At 62.4% G+C, this 20,124-nt stretch carries 16 protein-coding genes; 9 read left to right on the top strand and 7 right to left on the bottom strand.

Annotated elements, in window-relative coordinates:
- Positions 1-23 precede the first annotated feature (23 nt).
- From uvrB to VF629_RS06455, 3 genes are all read right to left on the bottom strand, one after another.
- The gene (uvrB, locus tag VF629_RS06445; RefSeq protein ID WP_331057636.1) at positions 24-2,066 is read right to left on the bottom strand and encodes an excinuclease ABC subunit UvrB; all 2,043 of its coding nucleotides are present in this window, start codon (positions 2,064-2,066) and stop codon (positions 24-26) included.
- 264 nt (positions 2,067-2,330) lie between these two features.
- Positions 2,331-4,007 carry a hypothetical protein gene (locus VF629_RS06450; RefSeq protein WP_331057637.1) on the bottom strand — a complete coding sequence of 559 codons (1,677 nt, stop codon included), beginning with the start codon at positions 4,005-4,007 and terminating at the stop codon, positions 2,331-2,333.
- Positions 3,997-4,650, bottom strand: coding sequence for a sigma-70 family RNA polymerase sigma factor (locus VF629_RS06455; protein WP_331057638.1), 654 nt, complete (start codon positions 4,648-4,650; stop codon positions 3,997-3,999). The genes VF629_RS06450 and VF629_RS06455 overlap by 11 nt, the downstream gene beginning before the upstream one ends.
- Positions 4,651-5,032: 382 nt before the next feature.
- Here VF629_RS06455 and wrbA point away from each other — a divergent pair, with 382 nt between their 5' ends.
- The gene (wrbA, locus tag VF629_RS06460; RefSeq protein ID WP_331057639.1) at positions 5,033-5,647 is read left to right on the top strand and encodes an NAD(P)H:quinone oxidoreductase; all 615 of its coding nucleotides are present in this window, start codon (positions 5,033-5,035) and stop codon (positions 5,645-5,647) included.
- Between the two features lie 236 nt (positions 5,648-5,883).
- On the opposite strand, the gene VF629_RS06465 is transcribed toward wrbA, so the two are convergent.
- Positions 5,884-6,639: a LytTR family DNA-binding domain-containing protein gene (locus VF629_RS06465; protein ID WP_331057640.1), complete on the bottom strand. Its 756-nt coding sequence runs from the start codon at positions 6,637-6,639 to the stop codon at positions 5,884-5,886.
- A gap of 259 nt (positions 6,640-6,898) precedes the next feature.
- Positions 6,899-8,101 carry a sensor histidine kinase gene (locus VF629_RS06470; RefSeq protein WP_331057641.1) on the bottom strand — a complete coding sequence of 401 codons (1,203 nt, stop codon included), beginning with the start codon at positions 8,099-8,101 and terminating at the stop codon, positions 6,899-6,901.
- 271 nt (positions 8,102-8,372) lie between these two features.
- Between VF629_RS06470 and VF629_RS06475 the strand changes: the two genes are divergently transcribed.
- The 6 genes from VF629_RS06475 to VF629_RS06500 all read left to right on the top strand — a co-directional run bounded on the left by VF629_RS06475 (position 8,373) and on the right by VF629_RS06500 (position 16,426).
- Positions 8,373-9,806: a serine hydrolase gene (locus tag VF629_RS06475; RefSeq protein WP_331057642.1), complete on the top strand. Its 1,434-nt coding sequence runs from the start codon at positions 8,373-8,375 to the stop codon at positions 9,804-9,806.
- 68 nt (positions 9,807-9,874) lie between these two features.
- Entirely contained in the window at positions 9,875-10,798 is a 924-nt protein-coding gene (locus tag VF629_RS06480; RefSeq protein WP_331057643.1) for an ABC transporter ATP-binding protein, read from the top strand.
- Positions 10,795-11,622, top strand: coding sequence for an ABC transporter permease (locus VF629_RS06485; protein WP_331057644.1), 828 nt, complete (start codon positions 10,795-10,797; stop codon positions 11,620-11,622). Before VF629_RS06480 ends, VF629_RS06485 begins: the two co-directional genes overlap by 4 nt.
- Before the next feature lie 148 nt (positions 11,623-11,770).
- The gene (locus tag VF629_RS06490; RefSeq protein ID WP_331057645.1) at positions 11,771-12,985 is read left to right on the top strand and encodes a sensor histidine kinase; all 1,215 of its coding nucleotides are present in this window, start codon (positions 11,771-11,773) and stop codon (positions 12,983-12,985) included.
- Complete coding sequence (locus VF629_RS06495) at positions 12,982-13,725, top strand: LytR/AlgR family response regulator transcription factor (RefSeq protein ID WP_331057646.1); 744 nt, start codon at positions 12,982-12,984, stop codon at positions 13,723-13,725. Before VF629_RS06490 ends, VF629_RS06495 begins: the two co-directional genes overlap by 4 nt.
- A gap of 187 nt (positions 13,726-13,912) precedes the next feature.
- Positions 13,913-16,426 (top strand): TonB-dependent receptor domain-containing protein, encoded by a 2,514-nt coding sequence (locus tag VF629_RS06500; protein WP_331057647.1) that lies wholly within the window; start codon positions 13,913-13,915, stop codon positions 16,424-16,426.
- 205 nt (positions 16,427-16,631) lie between these two features.
- Here the strand turns inward: VF629_RS06500 and VF629_RS06505 are convergent, their stop codons facing one another.
- Positions 16,632-17,372: a shikimate dehydrogenase gene (locus VF629_RS06505; protein ID WP_331057648.1), complete on the bottom strand. Its 741-nt coding sequence runs from the start codon at positions 17,370-17,372 to the stop codon at positions 16,632-16,634.
- A 113-nt stretch (positions 17,373-17,485) separates the two neighbouring features.
- Complete coding sequence (locus VF629_RS06510) at positions 17,486-18,160, bottom strand: DedA family protein (RefSeq protein WP_331057649.1); 675 nt, start codon at positions 18,158-18,160, stop codon at positions 17,486-17,488.
- Positions 18,161-18,598: 438 nt separating this feature from the next.
- Between VF629_RS06510 and VF629_RS06515 the strand changes: the two genes are divergently transcribed.
- Together VF629_RS06515 and VF629_RS06520 are read left to right on the top strand one after the other, a co-directional pair.
- Positions 18,599-19,522, top strand: coding sequence for a bestrophin family protein (locus tag VF629_RS06515; RefSeq protein ID WP_331057650.1), 924 nt, complete (start codon positions 18,599-18,601; stop codon positions 19,520-19,522).
- 282 nt (positions 19,523-19,804) lie between these two features.
- Positions 19,805-20,124, top strand: a 320-nt coding sequence (locus VF629_RS06520) for a hypothetical protein (protein WP_331057651.1), incomplete at its 3' end; no start/stop codon positions are given.

Raw genomic sequence — 20,124 nt, forward strand, 5'->3', positions numbered from 1 at the left:
AGAAACGCCGCGTGCCCGGCCGGCTATTCGCGCTTGCCCTTCAGCATGGTCTTGAGCGCCGCTAGCTCGTCACGCAGCTTAGCGGCCTGCAAGAAGTCGAGCTCCTTGGCGGCGGCTTCCATCTGCTTTTCGGTGGTTTTGATGAGCTTTTCTAGTTCCGGGCGCGTCATCATGGCCACCACGGGCTCGGCGGCCAGGGCCAGGGCCGTGCCGCCATCGTCGGGGCCGGCGTAGCCCTGGGTTTCGATGACGCGGTAGTCCGACAAGGCCGTCTGGCCCAGAATTTCGGCGTGGCTCTTGCGCACCGTGCGCGGCGTGATGCCGTGCTCCTGGTTGTAGGCCAGCTGGGTGGCGCGGCGGCGGTTGGTTTCGTCGATGGCGCGCTGCATGGAACCGGTGATGCGGTCGGCGTACATAATCACCTTGCCCTTGTCGTTTCGGGCGGCCCGGCCCATGGTCTGAATCAGGCTGCGCTGGTCACGCAGAAAGCCTTCTTTGTCGGCATCGAGAATGGCCACGAGGCTCACTTCCGGCAAGTCAAGGCCTTCGCGCAGCAGGTTCACGCCGATGAGCACGTCGATTTCGCCCAGGCGTAGCTTACGCAGGATTTCCACGCGGTCGAGCGTTTTCACGTCGGAGTGCACGTACTCAACCTTGATGCCCAGGCGGTCCATGTACTTGCTCAGTTCCTCGGCCATGCGCTTGGTGAGGGTGGTCACCAGCACGCGGTCGCCCATTTTCACGCGGTTGTCCACTTCGTCCAGCAAGTCGTCAATCTGGTTAACGCTGGGCCGGATGTCAATCTCGGGGTCGAGCAGGCCCGTGGGACGGATGATTTGCTCCACCACCACGCCGCCGGCCTGGGTCAGCTCGTAGTCCGAAGGCGTGGCCGACACGTACACGGCCTGCCGGAACATGCTCTCAAATTCGTTGAAGGTCAGTGGCCGGTTGTCCAGTGCTGAAGGCAGGCGGAAGCCGTATTCGATGAGGGCGGTTTTGCGGCTGCGGTCGCCGCCCCACATGGCCCGGATTTGGGGCATGGTGGCGTGGCTTTCGTCCACCACCAGCAAGTAGTCGTCGGGGAAGTAGTCGAGCAGGCAGAAGGGCCGCGAGCCCGGCGTACGCCGGTCAAAGTAGCGCGAGTAGTTCTCGATGCCCGAGCAGTAGCCCAGCTCCCGAATCATTTCCAGGTCGAATTCGGTGCGCTCCATGATGCGCTTGGCTTCGGCGTCGCGCCCTTCCTTTTCGAAGTAGGCGTGCTGCTGTACCATGTCGTCCTGAATTTCCTTGATGGCCGTGTTCAGCGTTTCCTTGCCGGTCACGAACAGGTTGGCCGGGTACAGGGCCACGCCGTTGGACTCGTCGCTCAGCTTCTTGCCGCTCACCGGGTCAATCTTGTGCACGGACTCGATTTCGTCGCCGAAGAAGTAGATGCGGAAGGCGTAGTCGGCATAGGCCGGAAACACGTCCACGGTGTCGCCCTTCACCCGGAACGTGCCGCGCGAGAACTCCACTTCGGTGCGCGAATACAGAATCTGCACAAACTGGTAGAGCAGGTTGTTGCGCGTGTAGCGCATGCCCGGCTTCAGGAAAATGACGTTTTTAGCGAATTCCTCGGGGTTGCCGATGCCGTAGATGCACGAAACCGATGCAATGACGATGACGTCGCGCCGGCCGCTGAGCAGGGTGGAGGTAGTGTGCAGCCGCAGCTTCTCAATTTCCTGGTTGATGGCCAGGTCCTTTTCGATGAAGACGTCGGTGCTGGCGATGTAGGCCTCCGGCTGGTAGTAGTCGTAGTAGCTGATGTAGTACTCGACGGCGTTGTTCGGGAAGAAAGCCTTGAATTCGCCGTAGAGCTGGGCCGCCAGCGTTTTGTTGTGGCAAAGCACCAGGGCCGGCTTGCCGGTTTCGGCAATGACGTTGGCCATGGTGAACGTTTTGCCGGTGCCGGTGGCGCCGAGCAGCACCTGCGAGTGCTCGCCGGCGTTCACGCCCTCCACGAGCTTGGCAATGGCCGTGGGCTGGTCGCCGGTGGGCTTAAATTCAGAGGTCAGTTGGTACTCCATGCAACGGGAAAGGTAGGCCAAAAAGGTCAGCCTAACTTAACCAAAAACCCCGATGTTGAGTTTCGTCGGAAGGAAAAAGGACGGTGGAGCCCAACCTGTAAAACCGTCATGCCGAGCGCAGCCGAGGCATCTCGCCCGCCCCGCTTGTCATCCTGAGCAAAGCGAAGGACCTTATCAGGTTAGAACTCGTCGTTCATCGTGATAAGGTCCTTCGCTTTGCTCAGGATGACAAGCGCGGGCTCTAATTCATGCGCCTCAAAATTTTTACCGCCCGAATTCCACCCCGGCTTCGACCCCGAAGCTGTAGGGGCGGCTTTGGGCAAAATAGCTTTGCGCCGGGTGGGCGTTCAGGGGCACCAGGCCCAGCTCAGCCACCGGCCCCAGCGAGAGGGCCCAGTTGCCAGTGCCCGGGCGGTACTGAGCGCCCACGCCGCCGCGCACGCTGCCCAGCAGGCGGCGGTATGGCCCGCTGGCCGAGGCGAGGGAATACGTTTTGGTGGCTTCGGGCTCGCCTTCCACTTCGCTGCGCACGCCCAGCAGGGCGCTCACCACGCCGCCCAGACGGCCGTAGAGGCTCCAGCCGCGCTTCACGGGGTCGGCGTAGCGCACTTCTAGCGGGACGCTGGCCAGGCGGTAGCGGAAGTCGGTGGTGCGCAAGTCGCGGTTCATCGATTGGCCGAGGTCAGGAATCTGCTCGCCAACGAAAGACAGCGACGAAGCCGACCGGGCCGAGGCCTGGCTGAATTCGGCGCCCGTGCGCAGGGACCAGCGGCCCGTGAGCCGGCGAGTGGCCAACAGGGCCAAGCGCTGGCTCAGGCCGGGGCGCAGGTGCTCGCGGTGCTGTGCCGCCGCCGCCTCGGTCAGAGCCGGCGACTCGGCTCCGAGCGCGGGGTTGTAGCCGTATTCGGCGGCTACGCCATTGCGTGAGAAGTTGACGTTGGGATTGAACATGCCCACGGTGTAGGCGGCGCCGTAGTGCCACTTGTGGGCATCCGTGGCCGGCAGGGGCTCCGGCTCGGGCAGTGCCAGGGCCGTTAGACCGTTGGGCACGGCTTCGGCAGCCGTCAGACTCAGAGATGCCGTGCGCGAAGCAAGGAAGCCCATCTGCTCAGTTGCCACGCCAGACGAGGCCTGGGCCACCGTTACTTCAGCGGAAGCAGAAGTGCCTAAGATGCCGCCGCTCGTTGCCGCCGTGCCAGTAGGAGCACCGCCCTGGCCGGATGCCCCGCCCAGCGCGGTGCTGCCGGTGGCCGCTTGCGTACCGCGCGCCGCAATACCTGCGCTGGTGGTGCTGGTAGCCGTAGCATTTGGGGCGGCAAGGTTCTCATCAGCGGCCGAAACACCACCAATTGATTCGGGGCCTGCCGCGGTGCGGGCCGCTGAAGTGCCCGCATAAGTTGCCGTGGCTGTGCGCTGCGCAAAGCGGGCGCGAGTAGCTGCCCGGCCAAAGCCCGTGCCTTGCGTGGCTGAAGTAGCGGCCGCTGCGCTGCGGTCCGATGCAGCTGGGCTGGTGGCGGCTGCGGGCGCATTGGCCGCAACAGAAGCGTCGGATAATCCGGTTTGCGCTTCGGTGCCCGCTCCCTCTCGGCCGCCGTTGGCCAGGCCGGCGCCATTGCCGGTGGTAGCGGCGCCAGAGCTAGCGCCCGCTGACGGGCGCACGGTGGCTAGGCCGGCACCGGCCATGTCGGAGGCGCGGTGGGCCCACCAGCCGGTGCCGGCCAGCGAGGCGAGCACGAGGCTGGCCGCGGCCACCCAGCGCGTAGCGGCAAGGCGCCGCCGGTACATTTCATTTTGCCGGATGAGCAGGGAATTATCAATCTGGTCCCAGAGCATGGGACGCGGGGGCACGGCGGCTTCCTCGCCCAAATGGTGGCGAAACAAGTCCTCTAAGCTGCCGGTGGGTTTAGGCGTAGAATTTTCTTCGATAGGATTAACTGACATGGCGGGTTGGAGCCCCGAGGCGCTCCAGTTTAGTTTGTAGGATGACCCGGGCCCGGGAATATTGTGACTTGCTCGTGCCCTCGGTGATGCTTAATAATTCTCCAATTTCTTTATGGGTGTAGCCTTCAATGGCGTAGAGGTTGAAGACCATGCGGTAGCGCGGAGCAAGCTCCTGCACCATGGTTAGCAGTTCTTGGAAGTTGTAGTTGCTGAGGGTAAATTCTTCGCTGGCAAGGGTTTCGGGATAGTCGCCGTCGCTCACTGCCACCAGCGACGCGTTGCGGCGGTGCTGGCGCAGGGCCGCATTAATCATGATACGGCGAATCCAAAATTCCAGCGGGCACTCCCGCCGAAAGCTGCCCAGCGTGCGAAACACCGTGAGGAAGCCTTCCTGCAGCACATCTTCAGCTTCGAAGGTGGTTTGGGCGTAGCGCAGGCACACGGCCATCATTTTGCCGGCGTACTTGTCGTAGAGCAGCTTCTGGGCCAGCTGGCGGCCGCGCAAGCAGCCGTCGATGAGCTCGGCTTCGGTGGGCGGGCTGGTCACGGCCGAGCTGCGGCTGGCCGTGAGCCGCGGCGCCGTGGGCGCCTGGTCGGGCAGGGCGTCGTCGGCGCCGAAAGCAAACCACGTCGCGGCGCTCATGCCGTGTGCCGGGCACCCGTGCCGGCGGGGAAAGAGTAGAAAAAGAAGGTCATTTTCTGCAGCATAGAAAGGCGGTTCAAGCAAGTAGAAAGCCAGCCGGGGCCGGCCTGCTGCATGTGGATGCCCGCTGAGGCAAAAAGGTTGCAACCTCCTTGGCGCCGAAAAGAAAATGCCGAAGAGAACAGGCAATTTACCGGGTGCCGCAGTTTAATCAAGCAGGCACTCGGGTAAAATAATTTTGGCTTTTGAGCAATAATGCAAAACCATGTTGCTACATTTGATGTATGTACATGCATAGCGGCTGCTGATTTAGCAAACAGCCATGCCCAAAACGCCTAACGTACACGTTTCACTTGCTCATTCACCCTAAAAACCCTCTCGCATGAAGACCCTAGTGTTGTTTTATTCCACGTATGGCCACATCTGGAAGATGGCCGAAGCCGTGGCCGAAGGCGCCCGCCAAGTTGCTGGCAACGAAGTCGTAGTGAAGCGCGTGCCCGAAACCCTGCCCAAAGAAGTTCTGGACAAAGTGGGCGCTACCGGCGCGCAGCAGGCGTTTGCGCACATTCCCGTGGCCACGCCCGACGAACTGACCGAGTACGACGCCATCATTTTCGGCACGCCCACGCGCTACGGCAACGTCTGCGGGCAGATGCAGGCCTACATGGACAGCACTGGTGGCCTGTGGGCCAAAGGAGCGCTGGTAGGCAAAGTGGGCGGCGTGTTCGTGAGCACGGCCACCCAGCACGGCGGCCAGGAAACCACCATCCGCAGCTTCCACACCGAGCTGTTGCACCACGGTTTCGTGATTGTGGGCCTGCCCTACGCTTGGCAGGGCCAGATGGGCCACGAGGAAGTAACCGGCGGCACGCCCTACGGCGCCAGCACCGTAACCGGCGGCCAGGGCGAGCGCCAGCCCAGCGAAAACGAGCTGGAAGGTGCCCGCCACCAAGGCAAGCACACCGCCGAAATCGCTCAGAAGCTCGCGGCAAAGTAGAAAAACCAGCGTGTCATTGCGAGCGCAGCGAAGCAATCTGTCCTGTTCTCAGCGATTCACCCATATAGTGTGACAAGCCCTCCCGGGTACGACCCCGGCACTGCGCAGTGCCGGGGTCGTACCCGGGAGGGCTTTGTGTTTGAAAAAGGTGTCATATTATAAGGCTGGTTGCTACAGGAAGAAGGATTGCTTCGCTGCGCTCGCAATGACAGAATGCGCAAGGGCCGGCCGAAGCACTATAGCTGATTGTGGGCCCGAATCAATTCTGCGAACGACTCCCGGTAGGTATCGCCCACGGGCAGGAGCCGGCCGGCCACCTGCACCTTGCCCCGCTCCACGTGCTCGATGCGGCTCAGGGCCACGAGGAAGGATTTGTGGATGCGGGCAAACCGCTCGGGCGGCAGTACTTCCTCCACGCGGCGGAAGGATTGCAGGGTGAGGATGCGGCCCGCGCTGGCGGTGTGGATGAGCAAATATTCCTTCATGCCTTCGATGTACAGAATGTCGTCGAAAGCCACGCGCTGCAGGCGGTGCTCGTTTTTCACGAACATGGCGTCGGCGGGGGCGGAGGAAGCAGTTGGTGCATCGGCCGGAACGAGAGCAGCAACGGTCACCGGCGCGCTAGGGCCGGGCAGCGACTGGCGCACCTTGGCCACGGCCTGCAGAAACCGGTCGAAGGCAATGGGTTTAAGCAGATAATCGGCCGCGTTCAGGCTGTAGCTCTGCACGGCGTACTGGTCGTAGGCGGTGGTGAAGACAATGCGGGGCGCTGGCGCCGGCAGCAGCTGCACCAACTGAATACCCGTCAGGCGGGGCATGTGAATGTCGATGAACACGACATCGACTGGGTTGTCCTGCAGGAAAGCCAAGCCAGCCAGCGCGTCGTGAAATTGCCCGCGCAATTCCAGAAACGGCACCTGAGCGCAGTAGTCGGCCAGCAATTCGCCCGCCAGGGGTTCGTCGTCGAGGATGGCGCAGGTTAGGCGTTGCATGCGTTGGAGGGCATAGTTGAAAGAACAGCAAGCAAAGAAACGTTCGGCCGTACGCACTGCGGGACCTCACCCCTGGCTCCTCTCCCCAGGAGAGGGGAGCGACGGCGGCGCGGCCGTAGCGCGGACTTTTAGTCCGCGCGTGAACTGGGATAACCGCGGGCCACTCGCGGACTAAAAGTCCGCGCTACAACTCGTCCGGCTCCCCTCCCTTTCGGAGAGGGGTCGTACCCGGTAGGGCCGGGGGTGAGGTTCCGCAGTGCTATTCACCGCTCATCAGCACGAGCTCCACGGCGTACTCGCCGGGGAGGGTGCGAACCTTTAGCTCGTGGCGGCCGGGGTAGAGCAGTTCCAGGCGCCGGCGCAGGTTGTGCAGGCCCAGGCCGCCGGGCTGGGGCGGCAGGTCGGCGATTGCGGCCACGTAGTTGTGCACGGAGAAATGCAGCTCGTTGTCCGCCATTTCCAGTTCGATGCGAATGGCTTCGGGCCGGGCGGCGAGGTCGCCGTGTTTGAAGGCGTTTTCGACCAGCGGCAGCAGCAGGAGCGGGGCCACCGGAAAAGCCGTATCGACGGGCCCGTGGATATCCATAACGATGACGCTTTCGGCCTCGGCCTGGGGCAGGCGCAGGCGCTGCAACTCAAGGAAGCCCCGCAGATGCGCCAGCTCCTGGCTGAGCGGCACGGCGTCGGCGCTGCTGTCGTAGAGCAGGTAGCGCATGCTTTCGGCGAGGCGCAGCACAGCTTCGGGCGCGCGGTCGGACTTGCGACTGGTGAGCGAATAAATGTTGTTCAGGGTGTTGAAGAGGAAGTGCGGATTGATTTGGGTTTTGAGCCCGGCCAGCTCCGTGAGCAGGTGCTGGCGCTCCAGCTCCTGGCGGTTGCGCTCCAACTCGCGGCGGTTGCGCTGGCCCTGCAGGTAGTCGATGGTCATGCGCACGCCTGAGCTGGCCACCATGGTGAGCAGGCCGCCCACCGAGAGCCCCAGAAACAACGGCCAGGTGTAGGCATCAGCCCCCGGCTGTTTGCCATTCATGAGCTGATACACCAGGTTGGACGCTACGATGCGCAGCAGCGAGAACCCGCCCGCGGCCAGCACGGCCACTACCAAATATTGCCCCACGCGGCCGAGCGAAAGGGTGCGCGGAAACAGCACCATCCAGTTCCAATAGAACAGCGCCGCGGTCACCACGTCGAGCACCGCGTTGCGCAGGTACCACACCTTATCAATCCGGACACCCTGGGCAGCTTTGGGGTTGAGGCGAATGGTGTAATACAGCAGCGCATCGATGCCCACCAGCACCAGCATCAGCAGCGCGTGCACCCACCACGGCACCGGCGTGTTGTCGCGTACCTGCGGCCACCAGCCCTGGAGGGCGCGGCGGGCTGGTGCTCCGGCCGATGGGCGGGCTGCGGTCGGCGGCGTTGCTTCCGCTGTTTCTATCGAAGAATGCAAGGAATTTTCCACGTCGCAAGGTAGCGGACCACCCAAAGAGGCCAGGAAGTTTTCAACCAACGCCGCCCGAAGCGGCACCAACGCCAGCGCGAATTGCATCAACTCGTATCCGAATAACCGTTGCCGGTTTGGGCGGTGCAAAACAGCGGTTGACCCTCGGAAATGCGGCGTTTCGGGAGAGGCGCCTGGAGTTGGTTGAATAGGTATTTGGAAATATTTCGGCTAGTTTAGGTTTGCCTCGGATTCAACGCTGATGCTTTTCTCACCTCTTCCTTCTGCTCTTATGAAAAACACCTTCCTCCCCGCTGCTCTTTTCTGCCTGGGCTTATTGGGCAGCCCCGCCTTGCTGCACGCCCAAACGGCCGCTGCACCCACCGCGTCGCCAGTTTCAAAAGCCACCATGGCCCAGCAGCTCGACGACTACGTGCGGCAATACGAGAAAGCCGGCTTGTTCCAGGGCACGGTGCTGGTGGCCGACCAGGGCAAAGTGGTGCTCGAAAAAGGCTACGGCCTGGCCAACCGCGAGAAAAATATTGCCAATGCCGCCGATACCAAATTTCGCATTGGCTCGCTCACCAAGCAGTTCACGGCGGCCATGGTGCTGCAGCTGGTGGACAAAGGCCAGCTCAAGCTCGACGGCAAAGTGACGGACTACCTGCCCAACTACCCCAAGCCCGCCGGCGACCAAATCACGCTGCACCACTTGCTCTCGCACACCGCCGGCCTGCCCGACTACACCGCCCAGCCCAAGTTCGTGACCGAGGTGATGCGCACGCCCCAGGAGCCCACGCAGCTGGTGGCACTCTTCTCGGCGCTGCCGCTGGAGTTTGCGCCCGGCACCAAGTTTAGCTACAGCAACTCGGGGTACGTGCTGCTGGGCGCCATCATCGAAAAGGTGATGGGCAAACCCTACGCCCAGGTTTTCCAGGAAAACATTGCCCGCCCGCTGAAGCTGAAAGACACCGCCTACGACACCGTGGAGCCCGCTGACCAGCGCCGCGCCGCCGGTTACGTGCCCACGGCCAACGGCCTCGTCAAGACCCCGCCCATTGCCATGACGGTGCCCTATGCCGCCGGCGCCATCACCTCCACGGCTCAGGACCTTTACCGCTGGAGCCAAGCCCTGGACGGTACCAAGGTCCTGTCGGCGGCCAGCAAAAAGTTGCTTTTCACGCCCGTCAAAGACGGCTATGCCTACGGCTGGACGGCTTTTACCGCCAAAATGGGCCCGGATACGGTCGCGGTGCAGGAGCACAACGGCGGCATCAATGGCTTTGCTTCCTACCTGGTGCGCGTGCCCAAAAGCCAGCAGGTGATTGTGCTGCTTGACAACCACAGCAGCAAGGCGCTGGCCGACCTACGCCGCGGCCTGCTCCGGGTGCTGTACCAGCAGGCGCCAGTTGCCCCCGTGTTGCCCGCCGCGCCTGCATCGCCGGCGGCTGCGCCCGTGGCCCTTGACGCGGCCACCCTCAATACCTACGTGGGCGTGTACGAACTGGCTCCCACTTTCCGCATCACGGTGCGGCAGCGCGAAGGCAAGATTTTCGTGCAAGCCACTGGGCAAAAAGAATTTGAAACCGAGGCTGCTTCCCCGGTGCTGTTCACGCTGAAGGGCGTGCCGGCGCAAGTCGAATTTGCTAAAAATGCCAAGGGCGAAGTGGCCCAGCTCATTCTGCACCAGGGCGGCCACGACCAGCCTGCCGCCAAGGTAGAATAGCCATGCTGCTATACTAATGCCCGCCATTGCCTCGTTCTCGTGTGCTTTTCTCATCTTCTTTTTCTGCAATGAATGCTGCTTATCCGGTCGAGACGGGCGACTTGTCGTTCCGTTTCGGCGCCCGGCCCATACTGCACGGCCTCAACCTGCAAGTGCCGCAGGGCAGCATCTACGGCTTTCTGGGACCCAATGGGGCCGGCAAAAGCACCACGCTGCGCCTACTGCTGGGGTTGCTGCGGCCGGCTAGCGGCAGCGTCCGTTTGTTTGGGCACGAACTGGCCCGCCACCGCGTGGCCCTGCTGAGTAGGGTAGGGGCGCTCATCGAGAATCCCTCGCTCTACAACCACCTCACCGGCCACGAAAACGTGGAAGCCACGCGCCGCCTGCGCGGGCTGCCCGCCGCCCGCACCGCCGCCGTGCTGGCCCAAGTCAGCCTCAGCGCCGATGCCCACCGGCCGGTGAAGGGCTATTCGTTGGGCATGCGCCAGCGCCTCGGCTTGGCCTTAGCGCTGCTGCCCGACCCCGACTTGCTGGTGCTGGACGAGCCCACCAACGGCCTCGACCCCGCCGGCATCAGCGACTTGCGGGCCCTGCTGCGCCAGCTGCGCGAAGAGCACGGCAAAACCATCCTGCTGTCCAGCCACCTCATTGGCGAAGTGGAAAAAGTGGCCACCCACGTGGGCGTCATCCAGCAAGGGCGGCTGGTGTTTCAGGGCAGCTTGCCGGAGCTGCAGGCCCGGCAGGAGGGAAGGGCGCAACTGGTGCTGCACACCGCCTGCGCCGCCACGTGCCAGCAGCTGTTGCCGCAGCTGGCCACCGCCGCCATCATCGAGGCGGGCACCTTGCGGGTACCTTTTGAGTCGCGCGAGCACACGGCCGCGCTGGCCAGCGCCCTGGTGGCGGCCGGCCAGCCCGTGTACGGCTTGCACTGCGAGCAGCCCAGCCTGGAAGACACTTTCCTGCACCTCACCGAACCCGTTGCCGCGTCATGAATTCTGCCGCTACTTTCGCCCTGCCCACCGTTCCGGGCCCGTTCACGCAACTGGGCCGCACCTTGTCGGCCGACTTCTTGAAGCTGCGCCGCACGCCGGCGCTGTGGCTCACGCTAGCCGGTGGCGCTTTGCCCGTGCTGCTCAATTTCTGCATTATCTACTTCAAAGGCCACCAAATAATTGCGAAAGGAGCCGATGGCTGGGTCAAATACGCGAGCATGAGCTGGCAGACGGCCGCGGTGCTGTTGCCGCTGTTTGTGGTGCTGCTGACCAGCTTGGTGGTGTCCGTCGAAAACCAATCGGAAGGGTGGAAGCACCTCTTTGCCCTGCCGGTGGGCCGCGTGCCGGTGTGGCTCAGCAAGCTGCTGGTGCTGCTGGCTCTCAACCTGCTGGCCCAGCTGCTGTTCGTGGGCCTGATGCTGGCGGCCGGCTACTTGCTCGAGGTCCTGCGACCCGAGCTACACCTCAGTCAGTTTTCGCCGCCTTTCCAGGTGCTGGGCCGGCTGCTGGTGCGCACCTATGTGGCCACGCTGGGCATTGTGGGCGTGCAATATGTGCTCGGCAAGTGGCAGAAGGGCTTTGTGCTGCCGGTGGCGGTGGGCATGGCTGGCTGGGTGGCGGGCCTCACGCTGCTGCGCTGGGAGCACGTGGGCTGGGTGCCCTACGCCGGCCCCTACCTCACGCTGAGCTCAACCACGCAGCTCAAGGGCCAGCCCTGGGCCGCCGCCGCGGCATTGGCACCGCACGAGTGGTACCACTTGGTGTGGTTTGGGGCCGCGGTGGTGCTGGGTTATGTGGTGTTGCGCTGGCGCAACCTGGCCTGAGCAAGCATACGCTACCAACCCCTGCGCTTCCGCATCCATTAGGCGGCGCTTACTACCGTTCATCGGCGCTATCTACCATTGGGCGAAATAGCCTATAAACGGGGCCAAGGGCAGGCTAATTTTGCCAGCACACCAGCCAAGTCACCAAATGAAAGCCGCGCAACTCTCCGATTCAGCCCCCCGGCCCGCCGGCTTGGAACCCGGCTTCGGCAATGCCAGGCTCGATTCGGCTGACGCGGTGGAGGCCACGGGCTGGTCGGGCATCACGGGGGCCGGTTTGCTGCTGTATGGGGTATTCTACCTGTTGTTTGGGGTGTTTTATGCATGCACCATCGCCTACTCGGTGCAAGATTACCAGGTCAGCAATTTGCCCAACGACCTACGCCGGGTGCTGTTGGTAGACTACCCGCTGAAAGCCCTGTGGACACTGCCCGTGTGGTGGCTGGTGTTTCGGGGGCCGTTGCGGCGCGTGAACTGGCCCTGGCGCCTGCTGCACCATGCGTGGCTATGCCCGCTGTGGGTAGTGGTCTGGCTCAGCAGTTACTACGGCGCGGCGAACTGGTTGGGCGTGGGCACCATTCGGGGCTCGGGCCGCATTTGGGACGTCTACATTCCGGTGCTGTTCTACGGAATGCAATTTGGCGCCCTGCACGTCGTCGAGTTCATCCAGCAACTCCAGCAGCGCAGCCGCCTGGAGCAGGCCCTGCGCGAGCAGGCCCACCACAGCGAAATGGCCGCGCTCAAGGCGCAAATCAACCCGCATTTCTTGTTCAATACGCTCAATTCCATCAGCGCTTCGGTGCCGCCCGAGCTGGAAAGCACCCGCGAACTGATAGTGCAGCTGGCGCACACCTTCCGGTTTGCCCTGGCCGCTTCCCGCCACGAACGGCTGCCCCTGGGCGAGGAGCTGGCTTTCCTCAAAGACTACCTGGCGCTGGAGCAAGTCCGATTTGGCGCCCGCCTGCAAGTGGAAATTGACGCCGACGAACGCCTGCTCGACCAGCTGGTGCCGCCCATGCTGGTGCAGCCGCTGGTGGAAAACGCCGTGCGCCACGGCCTGGCCCCGAGCGTGGCGGGCGGACGCCTCATCATCACGGCCGTGCCGGAAGGCCGCACCGCCCTGCGCATCACCGTAGCCGACACCGGGCAAGGCGTGGCCAACCCCGCGGCCCTGCTGGCCGGCGCCACGGGCCTCGGCCTGCGCAACACCCACGCCCGATTGCGCGCCCTGGGCGTACCCGGCCTCGAAATCAGCTCCAACACCCCGCACGGCTTGCAGGTAAGCTTCGTGCTGCCGCTGTCGGCTCCGCTGGCGGCGGTAGCGGCCGCGCCGGTTGCCACCCCCGAACCCACGCCCGCATGACCACGCTCATCATCGACGACGAAGCCCCGGCGCGCCTCATCGTGCGGCAGTACTTGGCCGAATTTCCGCAGCTCACCGTGCTGGCCGAGTGCGCCGACGGTCTCTCGGCGGTGGCCGCCATCCGCGAGCACCGGCCCGACGTCGTCTTTCTCGACATTCAAATGCCTGGCCTCACCGGCTTCGAAGTGCTGGCCGAGCTCACGGAAGTGCCGCGGGTCATTTTTTCCACGGCCTACCAGCAGCACGCCCTCGACGCCTTTGCCGCCGGTGCCGTCGACTACCTGCTGAAGCCTTACGACCGCACCCGCTTTCGCCTGGCCGTGGCGCGCGTGCTGGCCCAGCCCGCCGCCCCCGATGCGGCGCTGGGCCGCCTGTTGCAGCGCCTGGACGAAGCCGGGGCGCCGGCGGCCGCGTACCCGCCGCGCCTGTTTGTGCCCCAGGGCGGCCGGTTGGTGGCGGTGCCCGTGGCCGAAATTCAGCTGGTGGAAGCCGCCGGCGACTACGCCACGCTGCACACCGCCAGCGGGCAGTTTTTCAGCAGCCTCGGCCTGGGCCAGCTGGCCCAGCGCCTCGACCCCAGCCGCTTCCTGCGCATTCACCGCTCGCTGCTGGTGGCCCTGGACGCCGTGCGCGACCTGGAGCGCGACGGCAGCGGCGGCTACTACGCCACGCTGGCCGGCGGCCGGGTGGTGCGCGTCAGCCGCGGCTACGCCGATGCCGTGAAGCCGCTTTTGGGGTGAGCGGCTTCTTCGAAAGTGAGGCCAGTTAAGCCGTTTTATCACAACCAATCAGTCCGTCTTTGCCAAACGTCTTCTCACACCTGTAATGCTCACCTGCTTTCTGCGATAATGTGGCGGGCCGCCCGCGCGGCATAACCGTCCTACACCGCCTTTCCAGCGCCTTTTTTCTGCAAATCAGTACCTTTTTATGAAACACACTACGCTTGCCACGGGGTTATTCGTGGCCGCACTGGGCCTACGCCTGCCCGCCGCCGCCCAAACCACTGCCCCAGTTCCAGCCGCGCCTAAAGCGTTGGTGCTGCCCGAAGCACCCAAAGGCAACGGCCGCCTCACCGGCACCGTGCTCGACGCGGCCACCAAAAAGCCCGTTGAGTTTGCCACCGTGGCCCTGCTGCCGCTCACCGGCGACACGCCCATCGACGGGACCGTGGCCGACGAAAAAGGCCGTTTCAACCTCCGCGGCCTCGCGCCGGGTACCTACCGCCTGCAGCTCAGCTTTCTGGGTTACGCGGCCCTCACCCGGGACGTGACCGTGACCAGCGGCGCCACCGACCTCGGCACGCTCACGCTGGCCGCCACCGCCCAGCAGCTCGGCGACGTGACCGTGACCGGCGAAAAGGAAACCGTGGAAGTGAAGCCCGACCGCATTGTGTATAACGCCGACCGCGACCTGACCAACAAGGGCGGCGTGGCGGCCGACGTGCTCCGCAAAGTGCCGCTGCTGAATGTGGACCTGGATGGCAACGTGCAGCTGCGCGGCAGCTCCAACATCCGGGTGCTCATCAACAACAAGCCCAGCAGCATCCTGGCCGGCAACCTGGCCGACGCCCTGAAGCAGCTGCCCGCCGACCAGATTGCCTCGGTGGAAGTCATCACCACGCCGGGCGCGAAATACGACGGCGAAGGCACGGCCGGCATCGTGAACATTATCCTGAAAAAGAACAACCTGCAGGGCGTGAACGGCAGCGTGGGCGCCGCCGCCGGCAACCGCAGCTCCAACGGCAACTTCAGCCTGAACGTCCGCCGCGGCAAGATTGGCGTGAACACCAGCGCCAGCAGCTACCTCTACTACAGCCCCAGCGCCAGCAACGCGCGCCGCACCGACTTCGGCGGCTCGCCCGACAACGTGGTGTCGACGCTGAACCAGGACGGCAGCGGCGACAACATTGGCGGCGGCGGTTTCGGGCGCGTCACGCTGGACTACGACCCGGCCAAAAACCACAACCTCACGGTGGGTTTCAGCGGCAACCTGAACCGCAACAACAGCGAAAGCGACCAAACCAACGACTTCGTTTCGCGGGTTCGGCCCGCGGATAATGAGCTGTTCACCCGCGCCACCAACTACGAGTACCAGTCGCACAGCTTCGACCTAAACGGTACCTACACGCGCACCTTCGAAGGCCAGCCGCGCCGCGAGTGGAGCGTGCTGGGCCAGCACTCGCGCAACCGCAACCAACAGCCCTACTCGCTCGACCAGTACGACGGCTACACAGCCACCGGCCTGCCCAACTACCGCGAAAGCAGCGACAACCTCTCGCGCAACCTCGAAACCACGCTCCAAACCGATTATGTGCACCCCATCGGCGACAAGCGCAGCGTGGAACTGGGCGCCAAAACCATCCTGCGCCGGGTGCTGAGCGACTACCAAATTGACACGCTACGGGGCGAAAACGGCGCTTTCCTGCGCGACAACCTCCGCTCCAACCGCTTCGACTACGACCAGAACGTGGCCGCGGCCTACGCCACCTACGGCTTCCCGCTGAGCAAAAAATTGAATTCCCGCGTGGGCGGTCGCTTGGAGCGCACGGACATCATCGGCCGCTTCCAGCAAAACGACGTCACCCGCTTCACCAGCGGCTACACCAGCCTGCTGCCCAACGCCAACATTAGCTACACGCGCAAGCCGGGCAATACCCTGCGCCTGGCCTACAGCCGCCGCATCCAGCGCCCCCAGATTTTCTACCTCAACCCCTACGAAAACCGCGTCGACAAATTCAACATCAGCCGCGGCAACCCCACCCTGGACCCCGAATTTACCGATAGCTACGAGCTGAACTACAGCACCTTCGTAAAAGGCTCGGTGCTAAACTTCTCGCTCTTCACCCGCCAGACCAACAACGCCATCGAGGCGGTGCGCACCCAGAACCTCGACATCACCACCACCAGCTACGACAACATTGCCCGCAACCGCAGCTACGGCGGCAGCGTGTTCGGCTCCTTCAAGCCCACCACCAAGTGGGAGGTCAGCGGGTCGAGCACGTTCACCTACGTGGTGCTGCGTTCGGGCTTCCTCAACACCAGCAACGAAGGCCTGATTTTCAACATCAACGCCAACTCCACCTACAAATTCACCAAGAGCCTGAGCGCGCAGTTCTTCGGCGGCATCAACTCTTCTCGGGTGCAGCTGCAGGGCCGCGCCGCCGCTTGGAACTGGTACTCCATCGGCATCAAAAAGACCATCTTGAAGGAGAAAGGCGACCTCACCCTCAACGCCGACAACTTCCTCTCGGCCCGCCGCGACCTCAACTCCCGCGTGAGCACGCCCTTCTTTGAGTTGGAGCAGCACAACTACATTGCCCTGCGCGGCGTGCGCCTGGCCTTTGGCTACCGCTTCGGCAAGATTGAAAACGCGCCGCCCAAACCCCGCCGCAGCATCCGCAACGACGACACCAAAGCCGGTGAAACTCAAGGCCAGCAGTAAGACGCCTGCTGCTTAATGAGAAATTGTCATTGCGAGGCCGCAGGCCGTGGCAATCCGTTCCGTTCTCAGCGACTATTCTCCTAATGTGAAAAGCCCCGGCACTATACAGTGCCGGGGCTTTTTGTTCGAAAAAGTATCACTCGAAGGGCTGGCCGTTGAGCCAGGAAAAATTGCCACGCTGCGCTCGCAATAGCACCATTCTTCATTACGCATTCCAAATATCCCAGGCGGCCTCGGCTTGCAGGCACAGCATTTCGAAGCCGTTTTTTACCTGCGCGCCGGCTTCCTTGCCCTTGGCCATAAACAGGGTTTCGGTGGGGTTGTACACCAGGTCGTAGAGGTAGTGCCGCTCGGAAAGGGCTTGGTAGGGCAGGGGGGGGCACTCATCAATGCGGGGGAAGGTGCCCAGCGGCGTGGCATTGACGATGAGCTGGTGGGCCGCCAGCAGCTGGGGCGTGAGGTCGTTGTAAGTCAGGCCCGTGCCCAGCGGGTCACGCGATACTTGCCAGTGCGGAATGCCCAGCTCCTGTAGCGCCACCGCCACGGCCTTGGCCGCGCCGCCCGTGCCCAGCACCAGGGCGCGCGCGTCCGACGGCACGGGGGTGAAGAAGGTGCGCAGCGAGTTGCGGAAGCCCACGCAGTCGGTGTTGTGGCCGCGCAGGCGCCCGTCGGCCGTGAACTCTATCACGTTCACCGCGCCCACGCGGGTGGCCGACGGTGCCAGCTCGTCCACGTAGGTCATCACCGTCTCCTTATAAGGCACCGTCACGTTCAGGCCCACCAGGTCGGAGTGGGCGGCCAGCACGGCGGGCAGCTCGCCAATGGTGGGTAGCTCAAACAAGTCGTACTGGTGCTCTTGCAGGCTCAGTGAGTAGAATTTCTGGGTGAAGTAAGTCTGCGAAAACGAGTGGCCCAGGGTGCGGCCAATGAGCCCAAATCGACGCATAGGAAGGCAGGAGAGAGTGGTAGAAGCAGCTCAAAGCTAGCTCAACAAAAATGCCCCGCACAATGTTGTCCGGGGCATTTCGCACTATCAATTGGCCAGTCAGTGGCTGGCAGCTAGACTTCGGTGGCGGGCTGCGCGCCAAACTTGCTTTTCAGGAACGACCACAGCGGCGGCAGCACCGAGACGAGAATGATGGCGTAAATGACCAGCGTAAAGTTCTTCTGCACCCATTCGATGTTGCCGAAGAAATACCCCGCCAGCGTGAGCGAAATCACCCACAGGCACGCCCCCATGATGCTGTACGAAGCAAAGTAGCGGTACGTCATGGTGCCCACGCCGGCCACAAACGGCGCAAACGTGCGCACAATGGGCACGAAGCGCGCCATGATGATGGTTTTGCCGCCGTGCTTGGCGTAGAACGCCTGCGTTTGGTCGAGGTACTTCCGGTTCAGGAATTTGTAATTTTCCCGAAATACCCGCGGACCTAAGTAGTCACCCACCGCATAGTTGAGGTTGTCGCCAATAAAAGCCGCGGCAATGAGCAGCGGAATGAGCACCACAATATTCAGCAGGGGGTGGCCCGTTTCCAAGTTGGGCTGCGCGGCCAGCGTGCCGGCCACAAACAGCAGCGAGTCGCCCGGCAGGAAAGGCATCACAATCACCCCGGTTTCGGTGAAGATGATGAGAAACAGAATCAGGTACGTGAGGTTGCCATAGTCGTGCACCAGCAATTTGAGGTGCACGTCTAGGTGCAGTACGATGTCGAAGAAGTGCTTGAGGAGTTCCATGCCGGGGGTAAGTGAACCACAAAGAAAACCGGCCGCCGCCGATATGGCGCTACGCCCGGCCCCGACCCGCCGCCTCGGCCCGCCGCGGGGTAGCATTTATCTTATCAAATTCTGAAATAAGCTGAGCCTTTGGGCGTACTTTTGCGGCCCCGTTTGCTGGCCCAGTGCCGGCGGCTGGTATTTCTCAATTGTTTTTTTGAGTGCTGCCCCACCCCCAAAGCACTGCCCTTGACGACTCTGGCCCCGTTGCCTGCCGCGCAGCAGTCGCTAAATAGGCAAGTAAGCTGATTCTTCATTAAAACTGGCATGACGTGTGATGTGCGCCCCGGCGACAAGGGTAGCAATCAGGACCAATTTGTTCTTTATTAAGACGGCCCTCTCCGGCCTCAACCTCCTCGTTTGCTTTGCCGTTGCAGGACATAAATTTTTACTAAAACAATGATTGTTTATCAGGGAGGAGACTGGTGGAGGGCTCTAGGGCACTTTCATGCCTCCGCGGTTATTCGCTTGCTGCTGAAGCGCGTGGCGTTGGTGGGCCTTTACGGCTCGGCCATTGCGGTCATCAGCATCGACTTTCACACCCTCAACGTCCGCATTGGGCGCGAGTACCTGTCCATACTGGGCATCCTGCTCAGCTTGCTGCTGGTGTTCCGCACCAACACGGCCTACGACCGGTACTACGAAGGCCGCAAGGTGTGGGGCGTGCTTGTGTCGCAGTGCCGGGGGCTGGCCATGGAAATGAACGCCCTGCTGCCCCGCGAGGCCAAATCGAGCCGCCGCTATTTCGCCGCCCTCATCTCCAACTTCCCCATTGCCGTGGAAGGCAGCTTGCGCAACCGCGTGCGCTTCGACAAGATGGAGGCCACTCCCGACATCATCGAGCGCCTGCAGAAAGCGGAAAGCGTGGCGTCTACCATCATCGCCGTGCTCATGGAAAGCGTGGAGCAGCTGCGCCAGGTGCAGATTTTCGACCCCATCCACTTGGTCAACATCAAGCAGCACTACTTAAGCATGATGGCCGTAAACGGCACCTGCGAGCGCATCAAAGCCACGCCGATTCCGTATTCCTATAGCTTCTTCATCAAGTGCTACATCACCATCTTCATCATGATAATGCCCCTGGTGCTGGTGGACTCGTGCGGCTGGTGGATGGTGCCCATCACCATGATTGGAGCCTACGCCATGCTGGGGCTGGAGATGATAGGCAACGAAATCGAAAACCCGTTCGGCTACGACAGCAACGACTTGCCCATTACCCAACTCTCCAACAAAATCCGCGTGAGCGTGCACGATTTGCTGGGAGTGGAGCTCCCGGCCGAGAAAAAGGCCTTGGCCAGCATTCCCTACAGCGTGGTGCATTGACCGCGCAGTTGGCAAGTTTCGACCGGCAAGCTCTCCATTCTAACGAAAGTATTTGGATTTACTGATTTAACGCCATTTGAACGCTCTTGACAAACCTTTTAATTTTTTCTGCAACCATAGACTTTTTTTTGACCTCTGCGTATATGCGCCTCGTTACGATACGCTAAGGTGTCAGTTTTCTCTTCTAAACATCCAATTTCCATTCAAATGCATAAGCAAACTTTTACGCAAAAGCTGTTCCGACAGCGTGGTTTCCTAAGCTCCTTAGTTCCCCTTTTAGCCTTGTTCATAGGCTTGGGCGCGTCGCAGACGGCACAGGCACAGGCAACGATAGCCGATGCCTTTGTCACGCTAAACGAACGCGGCACGACCAGCGACTACAACGTCGTAGCGGGCGTGGTGGGAACTCCCAACTTTATAGACCGTGACTTTGGTACGTTCGATTTGAGCGTTGCCAGCGACGTTTTCCAACTCACAGCCGGTAACCTGGTTATTGACGAAAACGGCGGCGACCCCTTTGACGAAGGTTTCTTGTCTGTGCGGGTTTTCCAGGGCTCGTTGGCCAACAACGCCGGGGCCACGCAGTTTGTCAACATCCCGCT

It is taken from the genome of Hymenobacter sp. (assembly GCF_036388155.1).
Lineage (GTDB): Bacteria > Bacteroidota > Bacteroidia > Cytophagales > Hymenobacteraceae > Hymenobacter.